The following is a 19,890-nucleotide window of genomic DNA, read 5'->3' as shown; positions in this document are numbered from 1 at the left end:
TCGCTGCGCACTTCGTGTCGCGACTCCCACCCCCTACCGGGGGCAACACCAGCGGCCCGGCAAAGCCGGTTCCGCGGTGTTTCGCGAAAAGAGTGCGAACAGCGCGATTTTTTTGTCTGCGATTCGGTGCCATCCTGTTCCCGTGCGGGGTGAATCAGCAACCGGATGCAGACGTAAAACCAATACACGGGAATGCTCTTTCTAAGGATTGAAAAATGGCAAAAGGTAAATTCACCCGCACCAAGCCGCACGTGAACGTGGGCACGATTGGTCACGTCGACCATGGCAAGACCACGCTGACCGCTGCGATCGCAACGGTGCTGTCGGCCAAGTTCGGCGGCGAAGCCAAGGCCTACGACCAGATCGACGCAGCGCCTGAAGAAAAGGCCCGCGGCATCACGATCAACACCGCGCACGTCGAGTACGAAACGGCCAACCGCCACTACGCACACGTCGACTGCCCTGGTCACGCCGACTATGTGAAGAACATGATCACCGGCGCTGCCCAGATGGACGGCGCGATCCTGGTGTGCTCGGCCGCTGACGGCCCGATGCCCCAGACCCGTGAACACATCCTGCTGGCGCGCCAGGTGGGCGTGGGCTACATCATCGTGTTCCTGAACAAGTGCGACATGGTCGACGACGCCGAGCTGCTCGAGCTGGTCGAGATGGAAGTGCGCGAGCTGCTGGACAAGTACGACTTCCCGGGCGACGACACCCCCATCATCCACGGCTCGGCCAAGCTCGCCCTCGAAGGCGACAAGGGCAAGCTGGGCGAAGAAGCCATCATGAAGCTGGCCGACGCACTGGACACGTACATCCCGACGCCTGAGCGCGCCATCGACGGTGCATTCCTGATGCCCGTGGAAGACGTGTTCTCGATCTCCGGTCGTGGCACGGTGGTGACCGGCGCTGTCGAGCGCGGCATCATCAAGGTCGGCGAAGAAATCGAGATCGTCGGCATCGCTGCGACCCAGAAGACCATCTGCACGGGCGTGGAAATGTTCCGCAAGCTGCTGGACCAAGGTCAAGCGGGCGACAACGTGGGCGTGCTGCTGCGCGGCACGAAGCGCGAAGACGTCCAGCGCGGCCAAGTGCTGTGCAAGCCGGGTTCGATCAAGCCGCACACGCACTTCACCGCCGAGGTGTATGTGCTGTCGAAGGACGAAGGCGGCCGTCACACGCCTTTCTTCAACAACTACCGCCCGCAGTTCTACTTCCGCACGACGGACGTGACCGGTGCGATCGAGCTGCCTGAAGGCAAGGAAATGGTCATGCCTGGCGACAACGTCAGCATCACCGTGAAGCTGATCAACCCGATCGCCATGGAAGAAGGCCTGCGTTTCGCCATCCGCGAAGGCGGCCGCACCGTGGGTTCGGGCGTCGTGGCCAAGGTCATCGCTTAATCCGCAGGCACAAGGACACACACCATGGCAACGAAGCAAAAGATCCGCATCCGCCTGAAGGCGTTCGACTACAAGCTCATCGACCAATCGGCCGCTGAGATCGTGGACACCGCCAAGCGCACCGGCGCCATCGTCAAGGGCCCCGTGCCCCTGCCGACGCGCATGAAGCGTTTCGACATCCTGCGCTCGCCGCACGTCAACAAGACGTCGCGCGACCAGCTCGAAATCCGTACGCACCAGCGCCTGATGGACATCGTCGACCCGACCGACAAGACCGTGGACGCGCTGATGAAGCTTGACCTGCCGGCTGGCGTCGACGTCGAGATCAAGCTGCAGTAACTCCGGTTCTGCGCTTCTTCAGGGTCCGTCGGCAGCAATGCCGACGGACCTTGTCCGTTGAATCGGCCGGACGCATGCCCCTCTCGGGGCGACGCCTTGCGTGAAAAGGGCAGTGCGGGCTATAATCGCCGGCTCTGCTCGTTTTGCGCCTTCGCGGGTGCGTACAAGCCGAGATTTATCAACCTTTCTTCGAGGGCCTTCAACGGGGCCAAACGCTGTCGCCAATTGAAGTGGCAGCGGCGAAGGAAGACTTCCATTTTTGGAGAAAACAAATGAGTCTGAGCAACTCCCTCGGGTTGCTGGGCCGCAAGGTGGGGATGATGCGTCTCTTCACCGATGACGGGGACGCAGTTCCTGTCACGGTGGTGGATGTGTCCAACAACCGTGTGACCCAGATCAAGTCCCAAGAGACCGACGGCTACGTCGCGCTTCAAGTGACTTTCGGTTCGCGTAAAGCATCGCGCGTGACCAAGCCGCAAGCCGGACATCTCGCCAAGGCGGGTGTCGAAGCTGGCGAAATCATCCAGGAATTCCGCGTGACCGCCGATACGGCCGGTCAGCACAAGACCGGTGGCGTGATTGCCGCGGGTAGCGTGTTCGCGGTGGGCCAGAAGGTGGACGTGCAAGGCACTTCCATCGGCAAGGGCTTCGCTGGCACGATCAAGCGTCACAACATGCGTTCGCAGCGCGCGTCGCACGGCAACAGCCGTTCGCACAACGTGCCGGGTTCCATCGGTATGGCGCAGGATCCAGGTCGCGTGTTCCCGGGCAAGCGCATGACGGGTCACCTCGGTGACGTCACCGTCACGACGCAGAACCTCGACGTGTTCCGTATCGACGAAGCGCGTCAGCTTCTGTTGATCAAGGGTGCGATCCCCGGTTCGAAGGGTGGCTTCGTCACCGTGCGTCCGGCCATCAAGGCCAAGCCCCAAGCTGCTGAAGGAGCGAAGTAATGCAACTCGAACTCCTGAACGAGCAAGGCCAGGCCGCGTCGAAGTACGACGCCCCCGAGACCGTGTTCGGCCGTGACTACAACGAAGACCTGGTTCACCAGATCGTCGTCGCATTCCAGGCCAACGCCCGTCAAGGCACGCGCGCCCAGAAGGACCGCGAACAGGTCCATCACTCGACCAAGAAGCCTTTCAAGCAAAAGGGAACGGGCCGCGCCCGTGCCGGTATGACGTCTTCGCCCCTGTGGCGTGGCGGCGGCCGCATCTTCCCGAACATGCCTGACGAAAACTTCACGCAGAAGATCAACAAGAAGATGTACCGCGCCGGCATGGCGTCGATCTTCTCGCAGCTCGCTCGTGAAGGCCGTCTGGCCGTGGTCGATTCGCTCACCGTGGATTCGCCCAAGACCAAGCCGCTCGCCGCCAAGTTCAAGGCCATGAATCTCGAGTCCGTGCTCGTGATCGCCGAAGAAGTCGACGAGAACCTCTACCTCGCCTCGCGCAACCTGGTGAACGTGCTCGTCGTCGAGCCGCGTTACGCCGACCCGGTGTCGCTGGTGCACTACAAGAAGGTGCTCGTCACCAAGGGTGCCGTCGACAAGCTCAAGGAGATGTTCGCATGAGCCGCATGAATCCTACGCCGGTCTTCCGTACCCAGTACCAGGAAGGCCGCCTGATGGCCGTGCTGGTCGCCCCTATCGTGTCCGAAAAGGCAACGATGGTCGGCGAAAAGTCGAATACCGTCACTTTCAAGGTGCTGCAGGACGCCACCAAGCCCGAGATCAAGGCCGCTGTTGAACTGATGTTCAAGGTCGAAGTCCAGGGCGTGTCCGTGCTCAACACCAAGGGCAAGACCAAGCGCTTTGGCAAGTCCATCGGCCGCCGCGACAACGTTCGCAAGGCCTATGTGACGCTGAAGGCAGGTCAAGAGCTCAACCTCGTCGGGGAAGGCGCTTAATCATGGCCGTCATCAAGATGAAACCCACTTCGCCGGGCCAACGCGGCGCGGTGAAGATCTCCCGGGATCACCTGTACAAGGGTGCCCCTCACGCTCCGTTGCTCGAGCCGCAGTTCCAGGCTGCCGGTCGCAACAACAACGGTCACATCACGATTCGCCATCGCGGCGGTGGTCACAAGCATCACTATCGCGTGGTCGACTTCGTGCGCAACAAGGACGGCATCCCGGCCAAGGTCGAACGCATCGAGTACGACCCGAACCGCACCGCCCACATCGCTCTGGTGTGCTACGCCGACGGCGAGCGCCGCTACATCATCGCCCCGCGCGGTCTGGAAGCCGGTGCAACGCTGCTGAGCGGTTCGGAAGCTCCGATCCGCGCCGGCAACACGCTGCCGATCCGCAACATCCCGGTCGGTTCGACGATCCATTGCATCGAGCTGCAACCCGGCAAGGGCGCGCAGATCGCGCGTTCGGCCGGTACGTCGGCCACGCTGCTGGCACGCGAAGGCGTCTACGCTCAAGTGCGCATGCGCTCGGGTGAAGTCCGCCGCGTGCACGTGGAATGCCGCGCCACCATCGGTGAAGTCGCCAACGAAGAGCACAGCCTGCGCCGTCTGGGCAAGGCCGGTGCGAAGCGTCACATGGGTATCCGTCCGACCGTTCGCGGTGTGGTGATGAACCCGGTTGACCACCCGCACGGTGGTGGTGAAGGCAAGACCGGTGAAGGTCGCCATCCAGTCGATCCATGGGGCAACCTCACCAAGGGCTATCGCACCCGTAACAACAAGCGCACGCAGGTCTTCATCGTGTCGCGTCGCAAGAAATAAGGGGATAGCAAATGACACGCTCTCTCAAGAAGGGTCCTTTCGTCGACCACCATCTGGTGGCCAAGGCCGACAAGGCTGTGACGAACAAGGACAAGAAGCCGATCAAGACCTGGTCGCGTCGCTCGATGGTTCTGCCCGAGTTCATCGGTCTGACCATTGCCGTGCACAACGGCAAGCAGCACGTGCCTGTGTACATCACCGACCAGATGGTCGGCCACAAGCTCGGCGAATTTGCGCTCACCCGCACGTTCAAGGGGCACCCCGCGGACAAAAAAGTCCAGAAGAAGTAAGGAACGACCATGTCTGAAACACGTGCAGTCCTCCGCGGTGTCCGCCTGTCGGTCGACAAGGGCCGTCTGGTCGCGGACCTCATCCGCGGCAAGAAGGTCGATCAAGCGCTCAACGTTCTGCAATTCACGCAGAAAAAAGCCGCTGTGATCATCAAGAAGGTGCTCGAGTCGGCAATCGCCAACGCCGAGCACAACGACGGTGCCGACATCGACGAGCTGAAGATCAAGACCATCTACGTCGAACAAGGTGCCACGCTCAAGCGCTTCACCGCGCGCGCCAAGGGTCGCGGCAACCGCATCAGCAAGCCCACGTGCCATGTGTACGTGACGGTTGGCAACTAAAAGGCCGGAAGACTATGGGACAAAAAATCCACCCTACCGGCTTCCGCCTTGCGGTCAGCCGCAACTGGTCGAGCCGCTGGTACGCCAGCAACAAAGACTTCGCCGGCATGCTGGCCGAAGACATCAAGGTGCGCGAGTACCTGAAGAAGAAGCTCAAGAACGCGTCGGTTTCGCGCGTGCTGATCGAGCGTCCCGCCAAGAATGCACGCATCACGATCTACTCGGCACGTCCGGGCGTCGTGATCGGCAAGAAGGGCGAAGACATCGAGAACCTCAAGCGCGAACTCGGCAAGCAGCTGGGTGTGCCGGTCGCAGTGAACATCGAAGAAGTGCGCAAGCCTGAAATCGATGCCCAACTGATCGCCGACAGCATCACGCAGCAGCTCGAAAAGCGGATCATGTTCCGCCGCGCCATGAAGCGTGCGATGCAGAACGCCATGCGTCTGGGTGCCCTGGGCATCAAGATCATGTCGTCGGGTCGTCTCAACGGTATCGAAATCGCGCGTTGCGAGTGGTACCGCGAAGGCCGCGTGCCGCTTCACACCCTGCGCGCCGACATCGACTACGGCACCTCGGAAGCCAAGACCACGTACGGCGTCATCGGCGTCAAGGTCTGGGTCTACAAGGGCGACACGCTGGGTCGTAACGACCTGCCGGCCGTCGAAACGCCGCGACCGGACGACGAGCGTCGCCCACGGGGTCCCCGCCGTGATGGCCGCCCTGGTGGCGACCGTCCGGGTGGCGACCGTCGTGGTCCCGGCCCCCGCGCCGGTGGCCGTGGCCCGATCGGTGGCAACACCGCGCCGGCCGATGGCAGCGACAAGCCCGCAGAAGCGACCGGTGGTGCACCCGCAGCACCGGGTGCAGACCCGAAACCCGCCGTTAAGCGCGTCCGCAAAGCCGCGCCAGCTGCAGCAGCTGACGGTGCCAAGACCGAGTAATCGGTCTTTCCCGGGCGCGAAAGCGCTCGGGTCAGTCTCACGGAGTAATAAAACATGCTGCAACCTGCACGCAGAAAGTTCCGCAAGGAACAAAAGGGCCGCAACACTGGCATCGCTACCCGGGGCAACTCGGTGGCATTCGGTGATTTCGGTCTGAAATGCACCGACCGCGGCCGTCTGACCGCGCGCCAACTCGAAGCTGCACGCCGCGCGATCTCGCGTCACGTGAAGCGCGGTGGCCGCATCTGGATCCGCGTGTTCCCGGACAAGCCAATCTCTACCAAGCCCGCTGAAGTGCGGATGGGTAACGGTAAGGGCAACCCCGAGTACTACGTCGCGGAAATCCAACCCGGCAAGATCGTGTTCGAGATCGTCGGCGTGCCCGAAGAACTCGCTCGCGAAGCGTTCCGCCTGGCTGCTGCCAAGCTGCCGCTGCGTACCACCTTCGTCGCGCGCCAGCTCGGCACCTGATCGAGGAGAGAACACTCATGGCAACACGTAAGAAGAAGGACGCCGCGGCCAAGCCGGCCAAGGTGTCGAAGGCAGCAGCGCTGCGCGACAAGGACGTCGCCGGCCTGCAAACCGAAATCAAGGATCTGCAGAAGGCCCATTTCGGTCTGCGCATGCAGAAGGCCACGCAACAGCTGTCGAACACCTCGACGCTGCGCGTGACACGTCGCGACATCGCTCGCGCCAAGACCATTCTTGCTCAGAAGCAAGAAGCACCCGCCGCCAAGTAAGGAGCAAACATGACGGAAGCTAAAAAATCCCTCAAGCGCACCTTGATCGGCAAGGTCGTGAGCGACAAGCGTGAGAAGACCGTGACCGTGCTGGTCGAGCGTCGTGTGAAGCACGAGCTCTACGGCAAGATCGTGGCCAAGACGAGCAAGTACCACGCCCATGACGAAAAGGGCGAGTACCACCTGGGCGACACCATCGAGATCACGGAAAGCCGCCCGATCTCGAAGACCAAGAACTGGGTCGTGACCCGTCTGGTCGAGAAGGCCGTCCTGGTCTGACCCTGGGCGCACAGCCCCTCCCGAAACGGCCCACAATGTGGGCCGTTTCTTTTTTGTCCGGAGCATTTCAATCATGATCAAAATCGGCGACACCCTTCCCTCCGTCACCCTGCAGGAATACTCCGAGGTCGAAGGCGAGGGCTGCAGCATCGGCCCGAACGCCGTGGACGTCGCCAAGGCTTCGGCCGGCAAGACGATCGCGGTCTTCGCGCTGCCCGGTGCCTTCACGCCCACCTGTTCGGCCAAGCACGTGCCGGGCTATGTGCAGCACTTCGACGACTTCAAGGCCGCGGGCGTCGACGAGATCTGGTGCCTGAGCGTGAACGACGCCTTCGTGATGGGCGCCTGGGCGCGCGACCAGAAGACCGGCACCAAGGTGCGCATGCTGGCCGACGGCAGCGCCGATTTCGCCAAGGCCACCGGCCTGACGCTCGACCTGACCGGCCGTGGCATGGGCCTGCGCAGCAACCGTTATTCGATGCTGGTGAAGGACGGCAAGGTCGCGACGCTCAACGTTGAGGCACCGGGCAAGTTCGAAGTCAGCAATGCGGAAACGCTGCTGGCGCAAGCCAAGGGCTGATCGCCTCTGCGCACCCCCGACGAAGGCGCCGCGAGGCGCCTTTTTCCTTTCAATGCCAGAGACACCGCGGAACCGGCTTTGCCGGCCCGCTGGTGTCGCCCCCTTGAGGGGGAAGGCAAGCGGACACGAAGTGCCGCGCAGCCTTCGGGGGTGGGCTAGAGCTCCACCTTGAGGTAGTGCGAGCCCGGAATCGGGTTGTGATAGTAGGGCGGGACTTCGGTGAAGCCGAGGTCCTCGTAGAGCGTGCGCGCCGACTCCATGTCGTCGAGCGTGTCCAGCAGCACGCAGGCATAACCCGCGCCGCGCGCCGCGTCGAGGATCGCTTCGGCCAGCCGCCGGCCCAGGCCCAGGCCGCGAAAGGCCGGGCGCACGTAGAGACGCTTCATCTCGGCCGAGTTCGGATCGTCGGCGGTGTCGAGCGGCCGCAGCGCGCAGCAACCCGCCACCACGGCCGGCCGGCCATCGGCCATGCGCAGCACCAGGCCGCTGTGGCGTTCGGCCGCCGCAACGGCATCGCTGGCTTCGACCAGTGCCAACAGCAGCACGCCGCGCGGCTCGGCATAGTCGCCGGGCAACGCCGCCAGTTCCTCGGCGAAATTCTGGAAACCCAGGTCGATGCCGAGCGTGCTCGCGTACTCGGCGAACACGGCACGGGTGGCGTCCAGTTCGTGTGGTTCGACCGGCGGCAGCAGCACGATGTCGGGTGTGCCGATCAGCGGCAGCGTGCGTGAGGTGGGAAAAGGGCTCATGACCGCAACGATCCGATCCAGAGCGCGAAGCCCATGCAGGCCGCGAACAGCACCACGGCGAACAGGCGCGTGGTCACATCGTCCCGGCTGGACTGGGCGGCCGGCAAGGACTTGTCGCCTGAAATCATCGGGCCCACCAGACGGTGCCGCCGCACCAGCGCGTAATAGAGCACGGCCAGCAGGTGCAGCACGAGCAAGGCGATCACCAGCCATTTGCCGCGCTCTGCATGCCAGCCGGTCGCCAGGCTGGCGACGGCGCCCGACACAAGGTGCGTCAACGGGCCCGCATTGGAAATTTCATCGTCGGCCAGCAGGCCGGTCCCGACCTGCAGCGCCAGCAGCCCCAGCATCGCGAAGACCGACAGCGCGCCCAGCGGGCTGTGGCCGATCAGATGGTCGGGGTGGGCGTTGCCGCGCAGGTAGGCCAGGATCGAGCGCGGCCGGTAGAGGAAAGTGCCGAAGCGCGACCAGCGCCCGCCGACAAAACCCCAGAGCAGCCGGAACAGCAGCAGCGCCAGCACGAGGTAGCCGAGCCTGAAGTGCCATTCCATCGCGCCAAGGAAGCCGGTCGCGAGCAGGCCGCTGACAGCCAGGGCCAGCAGCCAGTGAAAGACCCGCGTCGGAAGATCCCAGACGCGCGTGGGCGTCGGGCGGGCCTCGTCCATGGCCGGGGTCGGAGAAGGAGTCATCGGGCGAGCAGAAGAAAGCAGAAGGCGCAGATTAGCAAATCTCGGCGGCAGCCACCGGAAGCCCCATGTCGCCCCTGTGCCTTCGACGCCCTCTAAACTGCGCTTCGGTGCCGCAGGCGCGGCATCGATCCTCACGAAATAACAAGGAAGCCCATGATTCGTCTTGCCAGCCTCACGCTGGCTGCGGCAGTTGTCGCAGCCGTGCTGCCCGTCCATGCCCAGCCCCAGAAGTTCGACAAGCCCGAGGACGCCATCAAGTTCCGCCAGGCCACGCTCAAGGAGATGCAGCAGAACTTCAAGCGCGTCGCCGACATGGCCTCGGGCCGCGACGATTTCAACGCCAAGGTCGCCGACGAGAGCGCGCAGCGCGTGGCCGAACTGATCAAGCAGCCCTGGGTGGCGTTCGGTCCCGGCACCGAGGGCGGCAAGGCCCGGCCGGAGGTCTGGACAGAGCAGGCGAAGTTCCAGGACCTGGCCGGCAAGGCCGAGGGCGAGATGGTCAAGCTGGCGGCGGCCGCCAAGACCGGCAACCTCGATGCCATCAAGGCCTCGATCGGTGCGGCGGGCGCGACCTGCAAGGCGTGCCACGACAGCTTCAGAGCACGTTGACCCACCCCCGAAGGCTCGCGCACTCCGTGTCGCTTCGCCTCCCCCTCAAGGGGGCGACACCGGCGGCCCGGCGGAGCCGGTTCCGCGGTGTCCCTGGAACAGAAAAAGGCACCTCTCGGTGCCTTTTTCGTTGCTTGGTGGTGGGGCGCTCAGGCTTCGGCCAGCAGCTTCTCGATCAGCTTGTGCAGTTCGGCGAAGTCGGGCTCGCCCACGTAGCGCTTCACGATCTCGCCGCGCTTGTTGACGATGTAGGTGGTGGGCGTGAGCGCCACGTCGCCCCAGGCCTTGGCCACGGCGCCGGTGTTGTCGATCGCGACCTTGAAGGGAAGCTTGCGGGTTTCCGTGAAGTTCACCACGTAGCTGGGCGGGTCGTAGCTCATGGCGACGGCCAAGGTGTCGTAGCCTTGCGCCTTGTACTTGTCGTAGGTGGCGATCACCTTGGGCATCTCGGCCACGCAGGTCACGCAACTGGTGGCCCAGAAGTTGACCAGCGTCACCTTGCCCTTGAAGTCTTCCGTGGTCTTCTGGCTGCCGTCGAGCAACACGAAGGTCGACGCCGGTGCGGCCGAGACGCCGGTCTTCAGATAAACGCCGGCGCCGGCAGCGAGGGCGATCACGAGCGCAGCGACAGGGAGTATTTTTTTCATGGAGACCGATGGAATGGACCGCCGCAATTTTAGTTCCGCCTGCCTGGCCTTGCCTGCCTCATTGGCATTGCTGGCCATGCAACAGGCGCATGCACTGTCCTTGAGCGATCTCAGCAGCGCCGACGCCTCCAGCGGCGTCAAGGCCGCGCTCGAGAAGGGCGCCACCGTGGCCGTGAGCCTGCTGGGCCGGCCCGACGGTTTCCTGGGCAACCCCAAGGTGCGCATTCCGCTGCCGGGCTACCTCGAGGAGGGCTCGAAGGTGCTGCGCATGATGGGACAGGGCCGCCGCATCGACGAGCTGGTCACGGCCATGAACCGGGCCGCCGAGCAGGCCGTGCCGGCCGCCAGGGACCTGCTGGTCAATGCGGTGCGCACCATGAGCGTCACCGATGCCAAGGGCATCCTCACGGGCGGCGACAACTCGGTCACGCAATTCTTCGCCGGACGCACGCGCGCACCGCTGACCGAGCGCTTCCTGCCGATCGTGAGTGCGGCCACTGTCAAGGTGAAGCTGGCCGACAAGTACAACCAGCTCGCGGGCAAGGCCGCCGGCTTCGGGCTGGTGAAGAAGGAGGACGCCAACCTCCAGGGCTATGTCACAGGCAGGTCGCTCGATGGCCTCTACCTGATGATCGGCGAGGAAGAGCGCAAGATCCGCCAGGATCCCGTGGGCAGCGGCAGCGCGATCCTGCAGAAGGTGTTCGGCGCCATCCGCTGAGCCTTCCCGCTGTGGCAGGGCCGCACCGGATCGGGGCGCGCGCCCATAATCGCGACCCGATGCCTTCCTCCTCCCGCGCCGGCCCGGCCGCTTTCCTGTTCCTCCTTGCCTCGGCCGCTCTGGCCGCCTGCAGCCTCACCTTCAACTGGCGCGAGGTGCCGATCGGCGACGGCGGCCTGATCGCGCTCCTGCCCTGCAAGCCCGATCGCGCCAGCCGCGCGCTGCCACTGGGCGCCGAGGCCGTGAACGTCGAGATGGCAGGTTGCGAGGCCGGCGGTGCCACCTTTGCCGTGGCCCATGCGCGCGCTGCCGACGCGGCCCAGGCCGAGGCCTGGCTGGGCGCCTGGCGCGCGGCCACGCGCACCCAGCTGGCGGGTGTGACGCCGCAGGAATCCGTGGGTGTGGTGCCGCGTGCCGCGCTGCAGCCGGCACCGGTCCGGCTCGATGCGGGCGAGCGCCACGGACCCGGCCCAGCCACGCGGGTGCTGTGGTTCGCGCAATGGCGCGCGGGCGGCGTCTCGATCTACCAGGCCACGGTGCTGGGCACGCCGGCCAATGCCGAAGCCGTGACCACCTTCTTCGACGGCCTGAGGCTGCCATGAGTCTGCTGCGGCCCGCACGATGAGCGCCATTCCCCTTGCACCGGCCAGCGACATGCTGCGCAGTTCGTCCCGCGCGATCGCGGTCTTCCTGGCCTTCGCGTTCGCCTACTTCCTGTCGACGCTGGTGCGCGCCATCACCGCCACGCTGTCGCCGGTGCTGACCGAGGCGTTCGACCTCCAGTCGCGCGACCTCGGCCTGCTGGCCGGCGGCTACTTCTTCGGCTTCGCGCTCACGCAACTGCCGATGGGCGCCTGGCTCGACCGCCATGGCCCCAAGCGCGTGGTGCTGTGTTTCCTGACTGCGGCGGTGGCGGGCTGCCTGCTGTTCTCGCAGGTCACCGAGTTCCCGATGCTGCTGGCTGCGCGCGTGCTCACCGGCGTGGGCGTGAGCGCCTGCCTGATGGCGCCGCTGACCGGTTATCGGCGTTGGTTCGATCCCTCACTGCAGCTGCGCGGCAATGCCTGGATGCTCATGGTCGGCTCGCTGGGGCTGGTGGCAGCGACCCTGCCGGTGCACTGGCTGGTGCCGATGATCGGCTGGCGACCGCTGTTCTGGCTGCTCGCCGCGGGCGTGCTGCTCTCGATGGCGCTGATCGCCTGGGTCGTGCCTGCCTGGCGCCCGCTGGTGCCGGCGCGCGGTGACAACGAAGCAGCGGACGCCGCGGCGACGCCGGGGTACGGCGCCGTGTTCCGCAACCCCTTCTTCCGCAAGGTCACGCCGATCGGCTTCTTCAACTACGGCGGCTTCGTCGCGATGCAGACGCTGTGGGTCGTGCCCTGGCTCACGCGCGTGGCGGGCTACTCGTCCTTCGAAGCCGCGAGCGCGCTGTTCCGCATCAGCATCGCGATGCTGGCCGCCTATTGGCTCTGGGGCGCCGTCAATCCGTGGCTGGTGCGGCGCGGCATCGGGGCCACGCGCCTGCTCGCCTGGGGCCTGCCGCTCAACATGGGGCTGCTGGCGCTGATGCTGGTGGCCGGGCCGGCGGCAGGGACCACCGCATGGATGCTGCTTCTGTGCATGTCCACCGTCGTCACGCTCGCGCAACCGGCGGTGGCGATGGCGCTGCCGGCGGCCTTGGCCGGCCGCGCGCTGTCGGCCTACAACCTCGTGATCTTTCTGGGCATCTTCACGGTGCAATGGGGCATCGGCCTGCTGATCGACCTGTTCCTCGGTCTGGGCTTCGACACCGTGGACGCCTTCCGCGCCGCCTTTGCCGTGTTTCTGGGCTGCTGCATGCTGTCGTACCTCTACTTCCTCTGGGCGCCCCCGCATAATCGACATCCGTCCCCTCGCGTCGCATGAACAGCATCCTTCTCATCGCCCACGCTCCGCTCGCACAGGCGCTGCGGCAATGTGCGCTGCATGTGTTTCCCGACTGCGAGCAGAACATCGCGGCGCTCGACGTGCTGCCCAACGTATCGCCCGAAGAAACGCTGGCCGCGGCGCGCATCACGCTCGAGCTGCAGCTGCGTGCGCCGCGCTCCCAGGTGCTGGTGCTGGCCGACGTGTTCGGCGCCACGCCCTGCAACGTGGCACAGAAGCTGGTCGACGGCGCGCGCTCGCGGCTCGTGGCCGGCGTCAACCTGCCGATGCTGCTGCGCGCGGTGAGCTACCGCAACGAGCCGCTCGATGCCCTGGTGCAGCGGGCCATCGCCGGCGGTACGGCGGGCGTGATGCAGGTGGCAGTGGCCGCTCCCCAGAACCAGGCGAGAAGAAAACACAGTGATCAAGACATCCGTGACCATCAGCAATAAGTTGGGCCTGCACGCCCGTGCCTCGGCCAAGCTCACCAAGCTGGCCGGCAGTTTCCCGTGCGAAGTCTGGCTCTCGCGCGGCGAGCGTCGCGTCAATGCCAAGAGCATCATGGGCGTGATGATGCTGGCCGCCGGGCTCGGCTCGACGGTCGTGCTGGAAACCATCGGCGAGCAGGAGCAGCAGGCCAGCGATGCGCTCATCGCCCTGATGAACGACAAGTTCGGCGAGGGCGAGTGACCATGGCGCGCCTCCAGGCCTTCTCGCCGCGCTTGCGCTGCACGCCCCGGATGGCGCCATGACCTTTGCGGTCCACGGCCTTCCCGTCGCCCGTGGCATCGCCATCGGGCGTGCGGTGCTGGTGGTGTCGAGCCGCATCGACGTCGCGCATTACTTCATCAAGCCCGAGCAGATCGAGACCGAGATCGACCGCGTGCGCAGCGCGCGCAACGCGGTCGCCGACGAGCTGACCAAGCTGCAGGCCAGCGTCGCGCTCATGGGGCCGAGCGAGGCGCCGCACGAGCTTGCGGCGCTGCTCGAGGTGCATCAGATGCTGCTGCAGGACGAGGCGCTGAGCGGCGGCGTCAAGCACTGGATCACCGAGCGCCTCTACAACGCCGAATGGGCGCTGACCACGCAGCTGGAAGTGATCGCCCGCCAGTTCGACGAGATGGAGGATGCCTACCTGCGCGAGCGCAAGGCCGACCTCGAACAGGTGGTCGAGCGCATGCTGCATCGCATGAAGGGCACGGCCGCCGTGCTCGCGCCCACGCCGCCGCGGCGCAAGCGCGCGGCCCACGACGACGACGCGCACGACCCGACCTCGGGCGAGGGTGCCGATGTGCCCCTGGTATTGATCGCGCACGATCTGTCGCCGGCCGACATGCTGCAGTTCAAGAAAAGCGTGTTCGCCGGCTTCGTCACCGACGTGGGCGGCCGCACCTCGCACACGGCCATCGTCGCGCGCAGCATGGACATCCCGGCGGTGGTCGGCGCGCGCACCGCGAGCCAGCTGGTGCGTCAGGACGACTGGGTCATCATCGACGGCGATGCCGGCGTGGTGATCGTCGACCCCTCGCCGATCATCCTGGCCGAGTACGGCTTCAAGCAGCGCCAGGGCGAACTCGAACGCGGGCGCCTCACGCGGCTGCGCCACAAGCCGGCCGTGACGCTCGACGGCGAGCGGGTCGAACTGCTGGCCAACATCGAGATGCCCGAGGACACGCTGGGCGCGGTCAAGGCCGGCGCGGTCGGCGTGGGCCTGTTCCGCAGCGAGTTCCTGTTCATGGGCCGCGAGGCGCAGCGCCTCACGCGACTGCCCGACGAAGAAGAGCAGTACCAGGCCTACCGCCGCGCGGTCGAGGGCATGCAGGGCATGCCGGTCACCATCCGCACCATCGACGTCGGGGCCGACAAGCCGCTCGACGGCAAAGCCGTGCGCGACGACTACCTGAACCCCGCGCTGGGCCTGCGCGCGATCCGCTGGAGCCTGGCCGACCCGGCGATGTTCCTCACGCAACTGCGCGCGATCCTGCGCGCCGCGTCGCACGGCGAGATCCACCTGCTGATCCCGATGCTGGCGCACGCCAGCGAGATCCGCCAGACGCTGGCACTGATCGAGGAGGCGCGCTCGCAGCTCGACCGGCGCGGCGCGGTGCACGGCCGCGTCAAGCTCGGCGCGATGATCGAAATCCCGGCGGCCGCGCTCACGCTCAAGACCTTTCTCAAGCACTTCGACTTCCTCTCGATCGGCACCAACGACCTGATCCAGTACACGCTGGCCATCGACCGTGCCGACGAGGCCGTGGCCCACCTCTACGACCCCGCCCATCCGGCCGTGCTGCGGCTGGTGGCCGAGACCATCGCCGAGTGCCGGCGCCAGGGCAAGGGCGTGAGCGTGTGCGGCGAGATGGCCGGCGACGTGAACTTCACGCGCCTGCTGCTGGGCCTGGGCCTGCGCAGCTTCTCGATGCACCCGTCGCAGATCCTGGCGGTCAAGCAGGAAGTGCTGCGCGCCGACACCAGCAAGCTCGAGGCCTGGGCGCAGGACGTGCTCGAGGCCGAAGACCCCGCGGCCCTGCTCGGCGCGCCGCGCTGAGGCCGGGCGGCCGGCGCGGCGCGCCGGTGCCGTCGCAATAAAACGAAACACGCCGATACGGCGGTGAGAAGACTTCACCGCCCGCGGATCGCACCATCGAGGCTCCTTCATCCCTTCACCGAAAGGACCTCGACATGAACATCCGCAGCACCTTCCTCGCCGTTTCCACCATCGCCCTGCTGGGCGCCACGGCCGCGCACGCCGAGAGCTACACAGGCGTGCAGACATCGCCCGGCGGCCTGCAGCGCGCCGACGTGAGGGCCGATGCGGTCCGCGCCGCCAACGCACCCGACCAGAACGTGACACGCGGTTCGCGCGGCGCCGAACGGGTCGTCGTTTCGCAGGACCGCGCGATCGCGCGCGGCGAGGCCGTGCGCGCGGCCGCCGCGCCCGACCAGAACGTGAGCGCGGGCTCGCGCGTCAACAGCCGCGTGGTCTCGACACAGCCGCATCCCTTCGATGCCAACGCCAGCGCGCCCAAGCCGGCCGCCAGCCGTCTCTGAGACTTCGCAGTCCCTTCACTTCGTCAGAAAGCATCGTCATGAAACCCTGGTTCCAACGCAGTCTGGTCGGCCTCTTCGGCGGCGTGCTCGTGCTCGGCAGCATCGTGGGCTGTGCGGGCCACCGCCACGGCGGCGACAGCGACTCGGTCGAATTCCGCGCGCGCATGGTCGAGCGCGTCGGCAGCAAGCTCGACCTCGATGCCGCGCAGCAGCAGAAGCTGTCCGCGCTGGCCCATGCACTGCAGGCGCAGCGCGAAGCCCTGCGCGGCGGTGGCGATCCGCGCGCCCAGTTCAAGGCCCTGTTCGCCGGCGACAAGCTGGACCAGGCCGCCGCCACCCGCCTGGTCGAGGAAAAGACCGCGACCGTGCGTGCCGGCAGCCCCGAGATCATCGCGGCCACGGCCGACTTCTTCGACCACCTGCGGCCCGCGCAGCAGCAGAAGGTGCGCGAGTTCATGGACCGCGGGCGCCGCTGGGGCCGGCATGGATGAGCCGCGGCACCGCGCCGATACGTTCATCGCGCGGTCTGCGCGCACACCGGTGGCTGCGATGCGACCACCACCGGAGTGCCTGCCATGCGCCGCATCTTCCCGATGCCTTCGAGCCTGATCGTGAGTCTGCTGTGGGGCGCCGCCAGTAGGCACAATCCGACCATGTCACGCATCCTGCTGATCGACGACGACGAGCACCTCGCGGCGCCGCTGACCACCTACTTCGCGCGCTTCGACTGCGTGCTCGACAGCGCCACGCGTCCCAGCGAAGGGCTGGCGAAGCTGCGCGCCTCGCACTACGACGCGGCCATCCTCGATGTCATGCTGCCCGAGATGGACGGCTTTGCGCTGTGCCGCGCGATCCGCGCCGAGAGCGACATTCCGATCGTGATGCTCACCGCGCGCGGCGAGGTGATGGACCGCGTGGTCGGGCTCGAGCTGGGCGCCGACGACTACGTGCCCAAGCCCTTCGAGCCGCGCGAGCTGGTGGCGCGCGTGCAGACCATCCTGCGGCGCCAGCGCCAATCGACGGCGCCGGTCGCCACCACGCAACGCCAGGACTTCGACGGACTGTCCATCGACCTCGACCGGCGCGAGGTGCTGCGCCATGGCGAGCGCGTCGAGCTCACCGGCACCGAGTTCGAGCTGCTGGCGCTGCTGGCGCGGCAGCCGGGCAAGGTCTGGAGCCGCGACGACATCCTCAACCAGCTGCGCGGCCAGGAAGCCGACTTCTACACGCGTGCGGTGGACATCGTGGTCAGCCGCCTGCGCAAGAAGCTCGAGCCGCTCGACTGCATCAAGACGCTGCGCAATGCGGGCTACGCGCTGGCCCTGGGGAAATGAGGGCCCGTCGAACCCACACCGAGCGGCGCTGGCGGCACCGCTGGAAGCACTCGCTCCGGTTGCGGCTCATTACGGTGTTCGTGCTGCTCGCACTGGCCATGACCACGGTGTTCCTGGGCGGCATGCGGCACGCTTTCAAGACCGGCTGGCGCGATGCGGCCCAGCCCTTGCTGATCGACTACATCGACCGGCTGGTGCTGGAGATCGGCAGCCCGCCGGACGCGGAGCGCGCCCGGGCGCTGGTCGCGCGCCTGCCGATCTCGATCCGCATCGACGGGCCGCAGGTGCAGTGGGACTCGCATCCCGCCAAGGACCGGCGCGGCTGGTGGGACGACCGCCGCGAAGGTGCCGACGCGCGCGACGAGTGGTTCCGGCGCAGCACCGCCGATGGCCATGTGCTGACCTTCGGCCTGGGCGATTCGCCCGTGCGCGACCGGCCGCACGGCATCGGCTGGGTCATGCTCGCGCTGCTGCTGGGCCTGATCATGGCCGCCTACGCCTATGTGCGGAAGCTGCTGCGCCCGCTCGACGACATCCGTGTCGGGGCCGAGCGTTTCGGCCGCGGCGCCTTCGACCAGCCCATCCCGCTGCGACGCCACGACGAACTGGGCGACCTGGCGCAGCGCATCAACACCATGGCGCACGACATCCGCGGCATGCTCGACGCGAAGCGCTCCCTGCTGCTGGCGCTGAGCCACGAGCTGCGCTCGCCGCTCACGCGCGCACGGCTCAACGCCGAGCTGCTGCCCGCCACGCCCGAAGGCGCGGTCGAGCGCGAGGCGCTGCTGCGTGACCTCAACGAGATGCGCGACCTGATCAGCGACCTGCTCGAAAGCGAGCGCCTGGCCAGTCCGCACATCGGCTTGCAGCGCGAGCCCGTCGATTTGGCGGTGCTGATCCGCGAGGCCGTGGCCGAGATGCCGGGCGCGCAGAACGTGCACCTCGACCTGGTGCAAGGCCTGCCGCCGCATGCCGTCGATCGCATGCGCATCCGTCTGCTGGTGCGCAACCTGCTGGACAACGCCTTGCGCTACAGCACCGGTGCGCCTCGGCCGCCGTGCGTGTCCTTGCGTGCGGTGCTCGAGGGGCCGAAGCAGGGCGTCGAGATCGAGGTGCGCGACCACGGGCCCGGCGTCGACGAGGCCCAGCTCGACCGGCTGACCGAGCCCTTCTATCGCACCGACGGCGCGCGTGCGCGGGCCACCGGCGGTGTCGGCCTGGGCATGCACCTGTGCCGGCTGATCGCCGAGGCGCATGGCGGCGAAATGGTGGTGCGCAATGCGCATCCGGGTCTGCAGATCACGATCCGGCTGCCGTAGATCGGGCCGGCGCAGGCGGCCCGCGGCCTGTCGCCTGCGCTACCAGCGCGGCCGAAACGCAGGGCTACGATGCGCCTCCTCATCCACACCAGACAGGGAGAACGCACCATGACCAGCCCCCGCATCAACCATCAGGTCCGCCTCGCCAAACGCCCCGAGGGCAAGGCCACGCGCGAGCATTGGCGCTTCACGACCGAAGCCGTCGCCGAGCCGGACGAGGGCGGCGTGCTGGTGCAGATCCTGTCGCTGTCGCTCGACCCCGCCATGCGCGGCTGGCTCAACGACGCCAAGAGCTACATCCCGCCGGTGGCCATCGACGAAGTGATGCGCGCGGGCGGCGTCGGCCGCGTCATCGCATCGAAGAACGCCGCCTTCGCGGTCGGCGACACGGTCTACGGCACGCTCGGCGTGCAGGAATACGTCCTCGTTCCGCAGGACCAGATCCAGCGCAACGGGCTGGTCAGGATCGACCTCCGCGTCGGCACCATCGGCCAGTGGCTCAACGTGCTCGGCATGCCGGGCATGACCGGCTACTTCGGCCTGATGGATGTCGGCCAGCCCAAGCCCGGTGAAACGGTGGTGGTGTCGGGCGCGGCCGGTGCCGTCGGCCAGACCGTGGGCCAGTTGGCCAAGCTCAAGGGCTGCCGCGTGGTCGGCATCGCGGGCGGCGCGGCCAAGTGCGAATGGGTGGTGAAGGAGCTCGGCTTCGACGCCTGCATCGACTACAAGGCCGGCGAGGGCGCGGTGCGCGCGGGCCTGAAGGAACACTGCCCCAAGGGCGTCGACATCTACTTCGACAACGTCGGCGGCGATATCCTCGACCAGGTGCTGGCCAAGCTGGCGCGCAAGGCGCGCATCATCATCTGCGGCGCCATCAGCCAGTACAACAATGCCAACAGCATGCCGGCCGCCGGGCCGCGCAACTACCTGAGCCTGTTGGTGAACCGGGCGCGCATGGAGGGCATCGTGGTCTTCGACTACGCCGACCGGTACCCGGTGGCCATCGCGGAACTCGCGGGCTACCTGAAGGACGGGCGCATGAAGAGCAAGGAAGACACCGTGGTCGGCCTCGACACCTTTCCGGAGGCACTGGATCGGCTGTTCAGCGGCGAGAACTTCGGCAAATTGATCCTGCAGATTGAGAACTAATGTTTCCTGTTGCGGTTCGGTGTGGCGAAATCACACATATGAACCAGAACATTGATAACTACTGTTAA

28 protein-coding genes are annotated in these 19,890 nt (G+C 66.4%); 25 read left to right on the top strand and 3 right to left on the bottom strand.

Translation table 11 applies throughout. The annotated features are described in order from the left end of the window. Positions 1–215: 215 nt before the first annotated feature. The 13 genes from tuf to ACSFBC_RS23015 all read left to right on the top strand — a co-directional run bounded on the left by tuf (position 216) and on the right by ACSFBC_RS23015 (position 7,652). Positions 216–1,406, top strand: a complete 1,191-nt coding sequence (tuf, locus tag ACSFBC_RS23075) for an elongation factor Tu (RefSeq protein WP_435512489.1) — start codon at positions 216–218, stop codon at positions 1,404–1,406. A gap of 24 nt (positions 1,407–1,430) precedes the next feature. Next, positions 1,431–1,745 (top strand): 30S ribosomal protein S10, encoded by a 315-nt coding sequence (rpsJ, locus tag ACSFBC_RS23070; protein ID WP_007838118.1) that lies wholly within the window; start codon positions 1,431–1,433, stop codon positions 1,743–1,745. A 272-nt stretch (positions 1,746–2,017) separates the two neighbouring features. Continuing rightward, positions 2,018–2,698 carry a 50S ribosomal protein L3 gene (rplC, locus tag ACSFBC_RS23065; protein ID WP_219209297.1) on the top strand — a complete coding sequence of 227 codons (681 nt, stop codon included), beginning with the start codon at positions 2,018–2,020 and terminating at the stop codon, positions 2,696–2,698. Beyond that, on the top strand, positions 2,698–3,318 hold the full coding sequence (rplD, locus tag ACSFBC_RS23060; RefSeq protein WP_183024151.1) for a 50S ribosomal protein L4: 621 nt from the start codon (positions 2,698–2,700) through the stop codon (positions 3,316–3,318). Before rplC ends, rplD begins: the two co-directional genes overlap by 1 nt. Continuing rightward, positions 3,315–3,653, top strand: a complete 339-nt coding sequence (gene rplW, locus ACSFBC_RS23055) for a 50S ribosomal protein L23 (protein WP_435512655.1) — start codon at positions 3,315–3,317, stop codon at positions 3,651–3,653. Before rplD ends, rplW begins: the two co-directional genes overlap by 4 nt. Before the next feature lie 2 nt (positions 3,654–3,655). Then, positions 3,656–4,480: a 50S ribosomal protein L2 gene (gene rplB / locus ACSFBC_RS23050; RefSeq protein WP_140844738.1), complete on the top strand. Its 825-nt coding sequence runs from the start codon at positions 3,656–3,658 to the stop codon at positions 4,478–4,480. An 11-nt stretch (positions 4,481–4,491) separates the two neighbouring features. Next, positions 4,492–4,770: a 30S ribosomal protein S19 gene (rpsS, locus tag ACSFBC_RS23045; protein WP_062478874.1), complete on the top strand. Its 279-nt coding sequence runs from the start codon at positions 4,492–4,494 to the stop codon at positions 4,768–4,770. Between the two features lie 9 nt (positions 4,771–4,779). Next, positions 4,780–5,112, top strand: coding sequence for a 50S ribosomal protein L22 (rplV, locus tag ACSFBC_RS23040; protein ID WP_219209299.1), 333 nt, complete (start codon positions 4,780–4,782; stop codon positions 5,110–5,112). 14 nt (positions 5,113–5,126) lie between these two features. After that, entirely contained in the window at positions 5,127–6,053 is a 927-nt protein-coding gene (gene rpsC, locus ACSFBC_RS23035) for a 30S ribosomal protein S3 (RefSeq protein WP_183024154.1), read from the top strand. Positions 6,054–6,107: 54 nt separating this feature from the next. After that, the gene (rplP, locus tag ACSFBC_RS23030; protein ID WP_183024155.1) at positions 6,108–6,524 is read left to right on the top strand and encodes a 50S ribosomal protein L16; all 417 of its coding nucleotides are present in this window, start codon (positions 6,108–6,110) and stop codon (positions 6,522–6,524) included. Between the two features lie 62 nt (positions 6,525–6,586). Beyond that, positions 6,587–6,793, top strand: a complete 207-nt coding sequence (rpmC, locus tag ACSFBC_RS23025; protein ID WP_183024449.1) for a 50S ribosomal protein L29 — start codon at positions 6,587–6,589, stop codon at positions 6,791–6,793. Positions 6,794–6,802: 9 nt separating this feature from the next. Then, positions 6,803–7,072: a 30S ribosomal protein S17 gene (gene rpsQ / locus ACSFBC_RS23020; protein ID WP_140844734.1), complete on the top strand. Its 270-nt coding sequence runs from the start codon at positions 6,803–6,805 to the stop codon at positions 7,070–7,072. 73 nt (positions 7,073–7,145) lie between these two features. Continuing rightward, positions 7,146–7,652, top strand: coding sequence for a peroxiredoxin (locus ACSFBC_RS23015; RefSeq protein WP_219209300.1), 507 nt, complete (start codon positions 7,146–7,148; stop codon positions 7,650–7,652). Between the two features lie 155 nt (positions 7,653–7,807). Here the strand turns inward: ACSFBC_RS23015 and ACSFBC_RS23010 are convergent, their stop codons facing one another. Continuing rightward, a complete protein-coding gene (locus ACSFBC_RS23010; RefSeq protein ID WP_435512654.1) occupies positions 7,808–8,401 on the bottom strand; it encodes a GNAT family N-acetyltransferase in 594 nt (197 codons plus the stop codon). Beyond that, positions 8,398–9,090 (bottom strand): cytochrome b/b6 domain-containing protein, encoded by a 693-nt coding sequence (locus ACSFBC_RS23005; protein ID WP_435512653.1) that lies wholly within the window; start codon positions 9,088–9,090, stop codon positions 8,398–8,400. Before ACSFBC_RS23005 ends, ACSFBC_RS23010 begins: the two co-directional genes overlap by 4 nt. A gap of 153 nt (positions 9,091–9,243) precedes the next feature. Here ACSFBC_RS23005 and ACSFBC_RS23000 point away from each other — a divergent pair, with 153 nt between their 5' ends. Then, complete coding sequence (locus ACSFBC_RS23000) at positions 9,244–9,699, top strand: c-type cytochrome (protein WP_435512652.1); 456 nt, start codon at positions 9,244–9,246, stop codon at positions 9,697–9,699. A gap of 149 nt (positions 9,700–9,848) precedes the next feature. Here ACSFBC_RS23000 and ACSFBC_RS22995 read toward each other — a convergent pair whose 3' ends face one another. Continuing rightward, complete coding sequence (locus ACSFBC_RS22995; RefSeq protein ID WP_435512651.1) at positions 9,849–10,346, bottom strand: TlpA disulfide reductase family protein; 498 nt, start codon at positions 10,344–10,346, stop codon at positions 9,849–9,851. Positions 10,347–10,359: 13 nt separating this feature from the next. On the opposite strand from ACSFBC_RS22995, the gene ACSFBC_RS22990 reads away from it, so the two are divergent. From ACSFBC_RS22990 to ACSFBC_RS22940, 11 genes are all read left to right on the top strand, one after another. Continuing rightward, positions 10,360–11,064, top strand: coding sequence for a DUF4197 domain-containing protein (locus ACSFBC_RS22990; RefSeq protein WP_435512650.1), 705 nt, complete (start codon positions 10,360–10,362; stop codon positions 11,062–11,064). 59 nt (positions 11,065–11,123) lie between these two features. Further along, the gene (locus ACSFBC_RS22985; protein WP_435512649.1) at positions 11,124–11,666 is read left to right on the top strand and encodes a hypothetical protein; all 543 of its coding nucleotides are present in this window, start codon (positions 11,124–11,126) and stop codon (positions 11,664–11,666) included. A gap of 19 nt (positions 11,667–11,685) precedes the next feature. Further along, a complete protein-coding gene (locus tag ACSFBC_RS22980) occupies positions 11,686–12,969 on the top strand; it encodes an MFS transporter (protein ID WP_435512648.1) in 1,284 nt (427 codons plus the stop codon). After that, positions 12,966–13,421 carry a PTS sugar transporter subunit IIA gene (locus tag ACSFBC_RS22975; RefSeq protein ID WP_183024164.1) on the top strand — a complete coding sequence of 152 codons (456 nt, stop codon included), beginning with the start codon at positions 12,966–12,968 and terminating at the stop codon, positions 13,419–13,421. The genes ACSFBC_RS22980 and ACSFBC_RS22975 overlap by 4 nt, the downstream gene beginning before the upstream one ends. Next, complete coding sequence (locus ACSFBC_RS22970; protein WP_183024165.1) at positions 13,390–13,659, top strand: HPr family phosphocarrier protein; 270 nt, start codon at positions 13,390–13,392, stop codon at positions 13,657–13,659. Before ACSFBC_RS22975 ends, ACSFBC_RS22970 begins: the two co-directional genes overlap by 32 nt. Positions 13,660–13,717: 58 nt before the next feature. After that, complete coding sequence (ptsP, locus tag ACSFBC_RS22965; protein ID WP_435512647.1) at positions 13,718–15,517, top strand: phosphoenolpyruvate--protein phosphotransferase; 1,800 nt, start codon at positions 13,718–13,720, stop codon at positions 15,515–15,517. Positions 15,518–15,651: 134 nt separating this feature from the next. Further along, entirely contained in the window at positions 15,652–16,020 is a 369-nt protein-coding gene (locus ACSFBC_RS22960) for a DUF4148 domain-containing protein (RefSeq protein ID WP_435512646.1), read from the top strand. Positions 16,021–16,058: 38 nt separating this feature from the next. Beyond that, on the top strand, positions 16,059–16,511 hold the full coding sequence (locus ACSFBC_RS22955; RefSeq protein ID WP_435512645.1) for a Spy/CpxP family protein refolding chaperone: 453 nt from the start codon (positions 16,059–16,061) through the stop codon (positions 16,509–16,511). A 162-nt stretch (positions 16,512–16,673) separates the two neighbouring features. Further along, positions 16,674–17,354: a response regulator transcription factor gene (locus ACSFBC_RS22950; RefSeq protein WP_435512708.1), complete on the top strand. Its 681-nt coding sequence runs from the start codon at positions 16,674–16,676 to the stop codon at positions 17,352–17,354. Next, positions 17,351–18,673 (top strand): ATP-binding protein, encoded by a 1,323-nt coding sequence (locus ACSFBC_RS22945; protein ID WP_435512644.1) that lies wholly within the window; start codon positions 17,351–17,353, stop codon positions 18,671–18,673. The genes ACSFBC_RS22950 and ACSFBC_RS22945 overlap by 4 nt, the downstream gene beginning before the upstream one ends. Before the next feature lie 108 nt (positions 18,674–18,781). Beyond that, a complete protein-coding gene (locus ACSFBC_RS22940) occupies positions 18,782–19,822 on the top strand; it encodes an NADP-dependent oxidoreductase (protein WP_435512643.1) in 1,041 nt (346 codons plus the stop codon). Positions 19,823–19,890: the final 68 nt, after the last annotated feature.

The organism is Variovorax frigidus (assembly GCF_051216515.1).
In the GTDB taxonomy this organism is placed as follows: domain Bacteria; phylum Pseudomonadota; class Gammaproteobacteria; order Burkholderiales; family Burkholderiaceae_C; genus Variovorax.
This window is presented reverse-complemented; position numbering and strand designations above follow the sequence as displayed.

Bases quoted from the DNA above. Each gene is read 5' to 3' on its own strand.
- tuf (WP_435512489.1), top strand. From the start codon at position 216: ATGGCAAAAGGTAAATTCACCCGCACCAAGCCGCACGTGAACGTGGGC.
- rpsJ (WP_007838118.1), top strand. From the start codon at position 1,431: ATGGCAACGAAGCAAAAGATCCGCATCCGCCTGAAGGCGTTCGACTAC.
- rplC (WP_219209297.1), top strand. From the start codon at position 2,018: ATGAGTCTGAGCAACTCCCTCGGGTTGCTGGGCCGCAAGGTGGGGATG.
- rplD (WP_183024151.1), top strand. From the start codon at position 2,698: ATGCAACTCGAACTCCTGAACGAGCAAGGCCAGGCCGCGTCGAAGTAC.
- rplW (WP_435512655.1), top strand. From the start codon at position 3,315: ATGAGCCGCATGAATCCTACGCCGGTCTTCCGTACCCAGTACCAGGAA.
- rplB (WP_140844738.1), top strand. From the start codon at position 3,656: ATGGCCGTCATCAAGATGAAACCCACTTCGCCGGGCCAACGCGGCGCG.
- rpsS (WP_062478874.1), top strand. From the start codon at position 4,492: ATGACACGCTCTCTCAAGAAGGGTCCTTTCGTCGACCACCATCTGGTG.
- rplV (WP_219209299.1), top strand. From the start codon at position 4,780: ATGTCTGAAACACGTGCAGTCCTCCGCGGTGTCCGCCTGTCGGTCGAC.
- rpsC (WP_183024154.1), top strand. From the start codon at position 5,127: ATGGGACAAAAAATCCACCCTACCGGCTTCCGCCTTGCGGTCAGCCGC.
- rplP (WP_183024155.1), top strand. From the start codon at position 6,108: ATGCTGCAACCTGCACGCAGAAAGTTCCGCAAGGAACAAAAGGGCCGC.
- rpsQ (WP_140844734.1), top strand. From the start codon at position 6,803: ATGACGGAAGCTAAAAAATCCCTCAAGCGCACCTTGATCGGCAAGGTC.
- ACSFBC_RS23015 (WP_219209300.1), top strand. From the start codon at position 7,146: ATGATCAAAATCGGCGACACCCTTCCCTCCGTCACCCTGCAGGAATAC.
- ACSFBC_RS23010 (WP_435512654.1), bottom strand. From the start codon at position 8,401: ATGAGCCCTTTTCCCACCTCACGCACGCTGCCGCTGATCGGCACACCC.
- ACSFBC_RS23005 (WP_435512653.1), bottom strand. From the start codon at position 9,090: ATGACTCCTTCTCCGACCCCGGCCATGGACGAGGCCCGCCCGACGCCC.
- ACSFBC_RS23000 (WP_435512652.1), top strand. From the start codon at position 9,244: ATGATTCGTCTTGCCAGCCTCACGCTGGCTGCGGCAGTTGTCGCAGCC.
- ACSFBC_RS22995 (WP_435512651.1), bottom strand. From the start codon at position 10,346: ATGAAAAAAATACTCCCTGTCGCTGCGCTCGTGATCGCCCTCGCTGCC.
- ACSFBC_RS22990 (WP_435512650.1), top strand. From the start codon at position 10,360: ATGGACCGCCGCAATTTTAGTTCCGCCTGCCTGGCCTTGCCTGCCTCA.
- ACSFBC_RS22985 (WP_435512649.1), top strand. From the start codon at position 11,124: ATGCCTTCCTCCTCCCGCGCCGGCCCGGCCGCTTTCCTGTTCCTCCTT.
- ACSFBC_RS22980 (WP_435512648.1), top strand. From the start codon at position 11,686: ATGAGCGCCATTCCCCTTGCACCGGCCAGCGACATGCTGCGCAGTTCG.
- ACSFBC_RS22975 (WP_183024164.1), top strand. From the start codon at position 12,966: ATGAACAGCATCCTTCTCATCGCCCACGCTCCGCTCGCACAGGCGCTG.
- ptsP (WP_435512647.1), top strand. From the start codon at position 13,718: ATGACCTTTGCGGTCCACGGCCTTCCCGTCGCCCGTGGCATCGCCATC.
- ACSFBC_RS22960 (WP_435512646.1), top strand. From the start codon at position 15,652: ATGAACATCCGCAGCACCTTCCTCGCCGTTTCCACCATCGCCCTGCTG.
- ACSFBC_RS22955 (WP_435512645.1), top strand. From the start codon at position 16,059: ATGAAACCCTGGTTCCAACGCAGTCTGGTCGGCCTCTTCGGCGGCGTG.
- ACSFBC_RS22950 (WP_435512708.1), top strand. From the start codon at position 16,674: ATGTCACGCATCCTGCTGATCGACGACGACGAGCACCTCGCGGCGCCG.
- ACSFBC_RS22945 (WP_435512644.1), top strand. From the start codon at position 17,351: ATGAGGGCCCGTCGAACCCACACCGAGCGGCGCTGGCGGCACCGCTGG.
- ACSFBC_RS22940 (WP_435512643.1), top strand. From the start codon at position 18,782: ATGACCAGCCCCCGCATCAACCATCAGGTCCGCCTCGCCAAACGCCCC.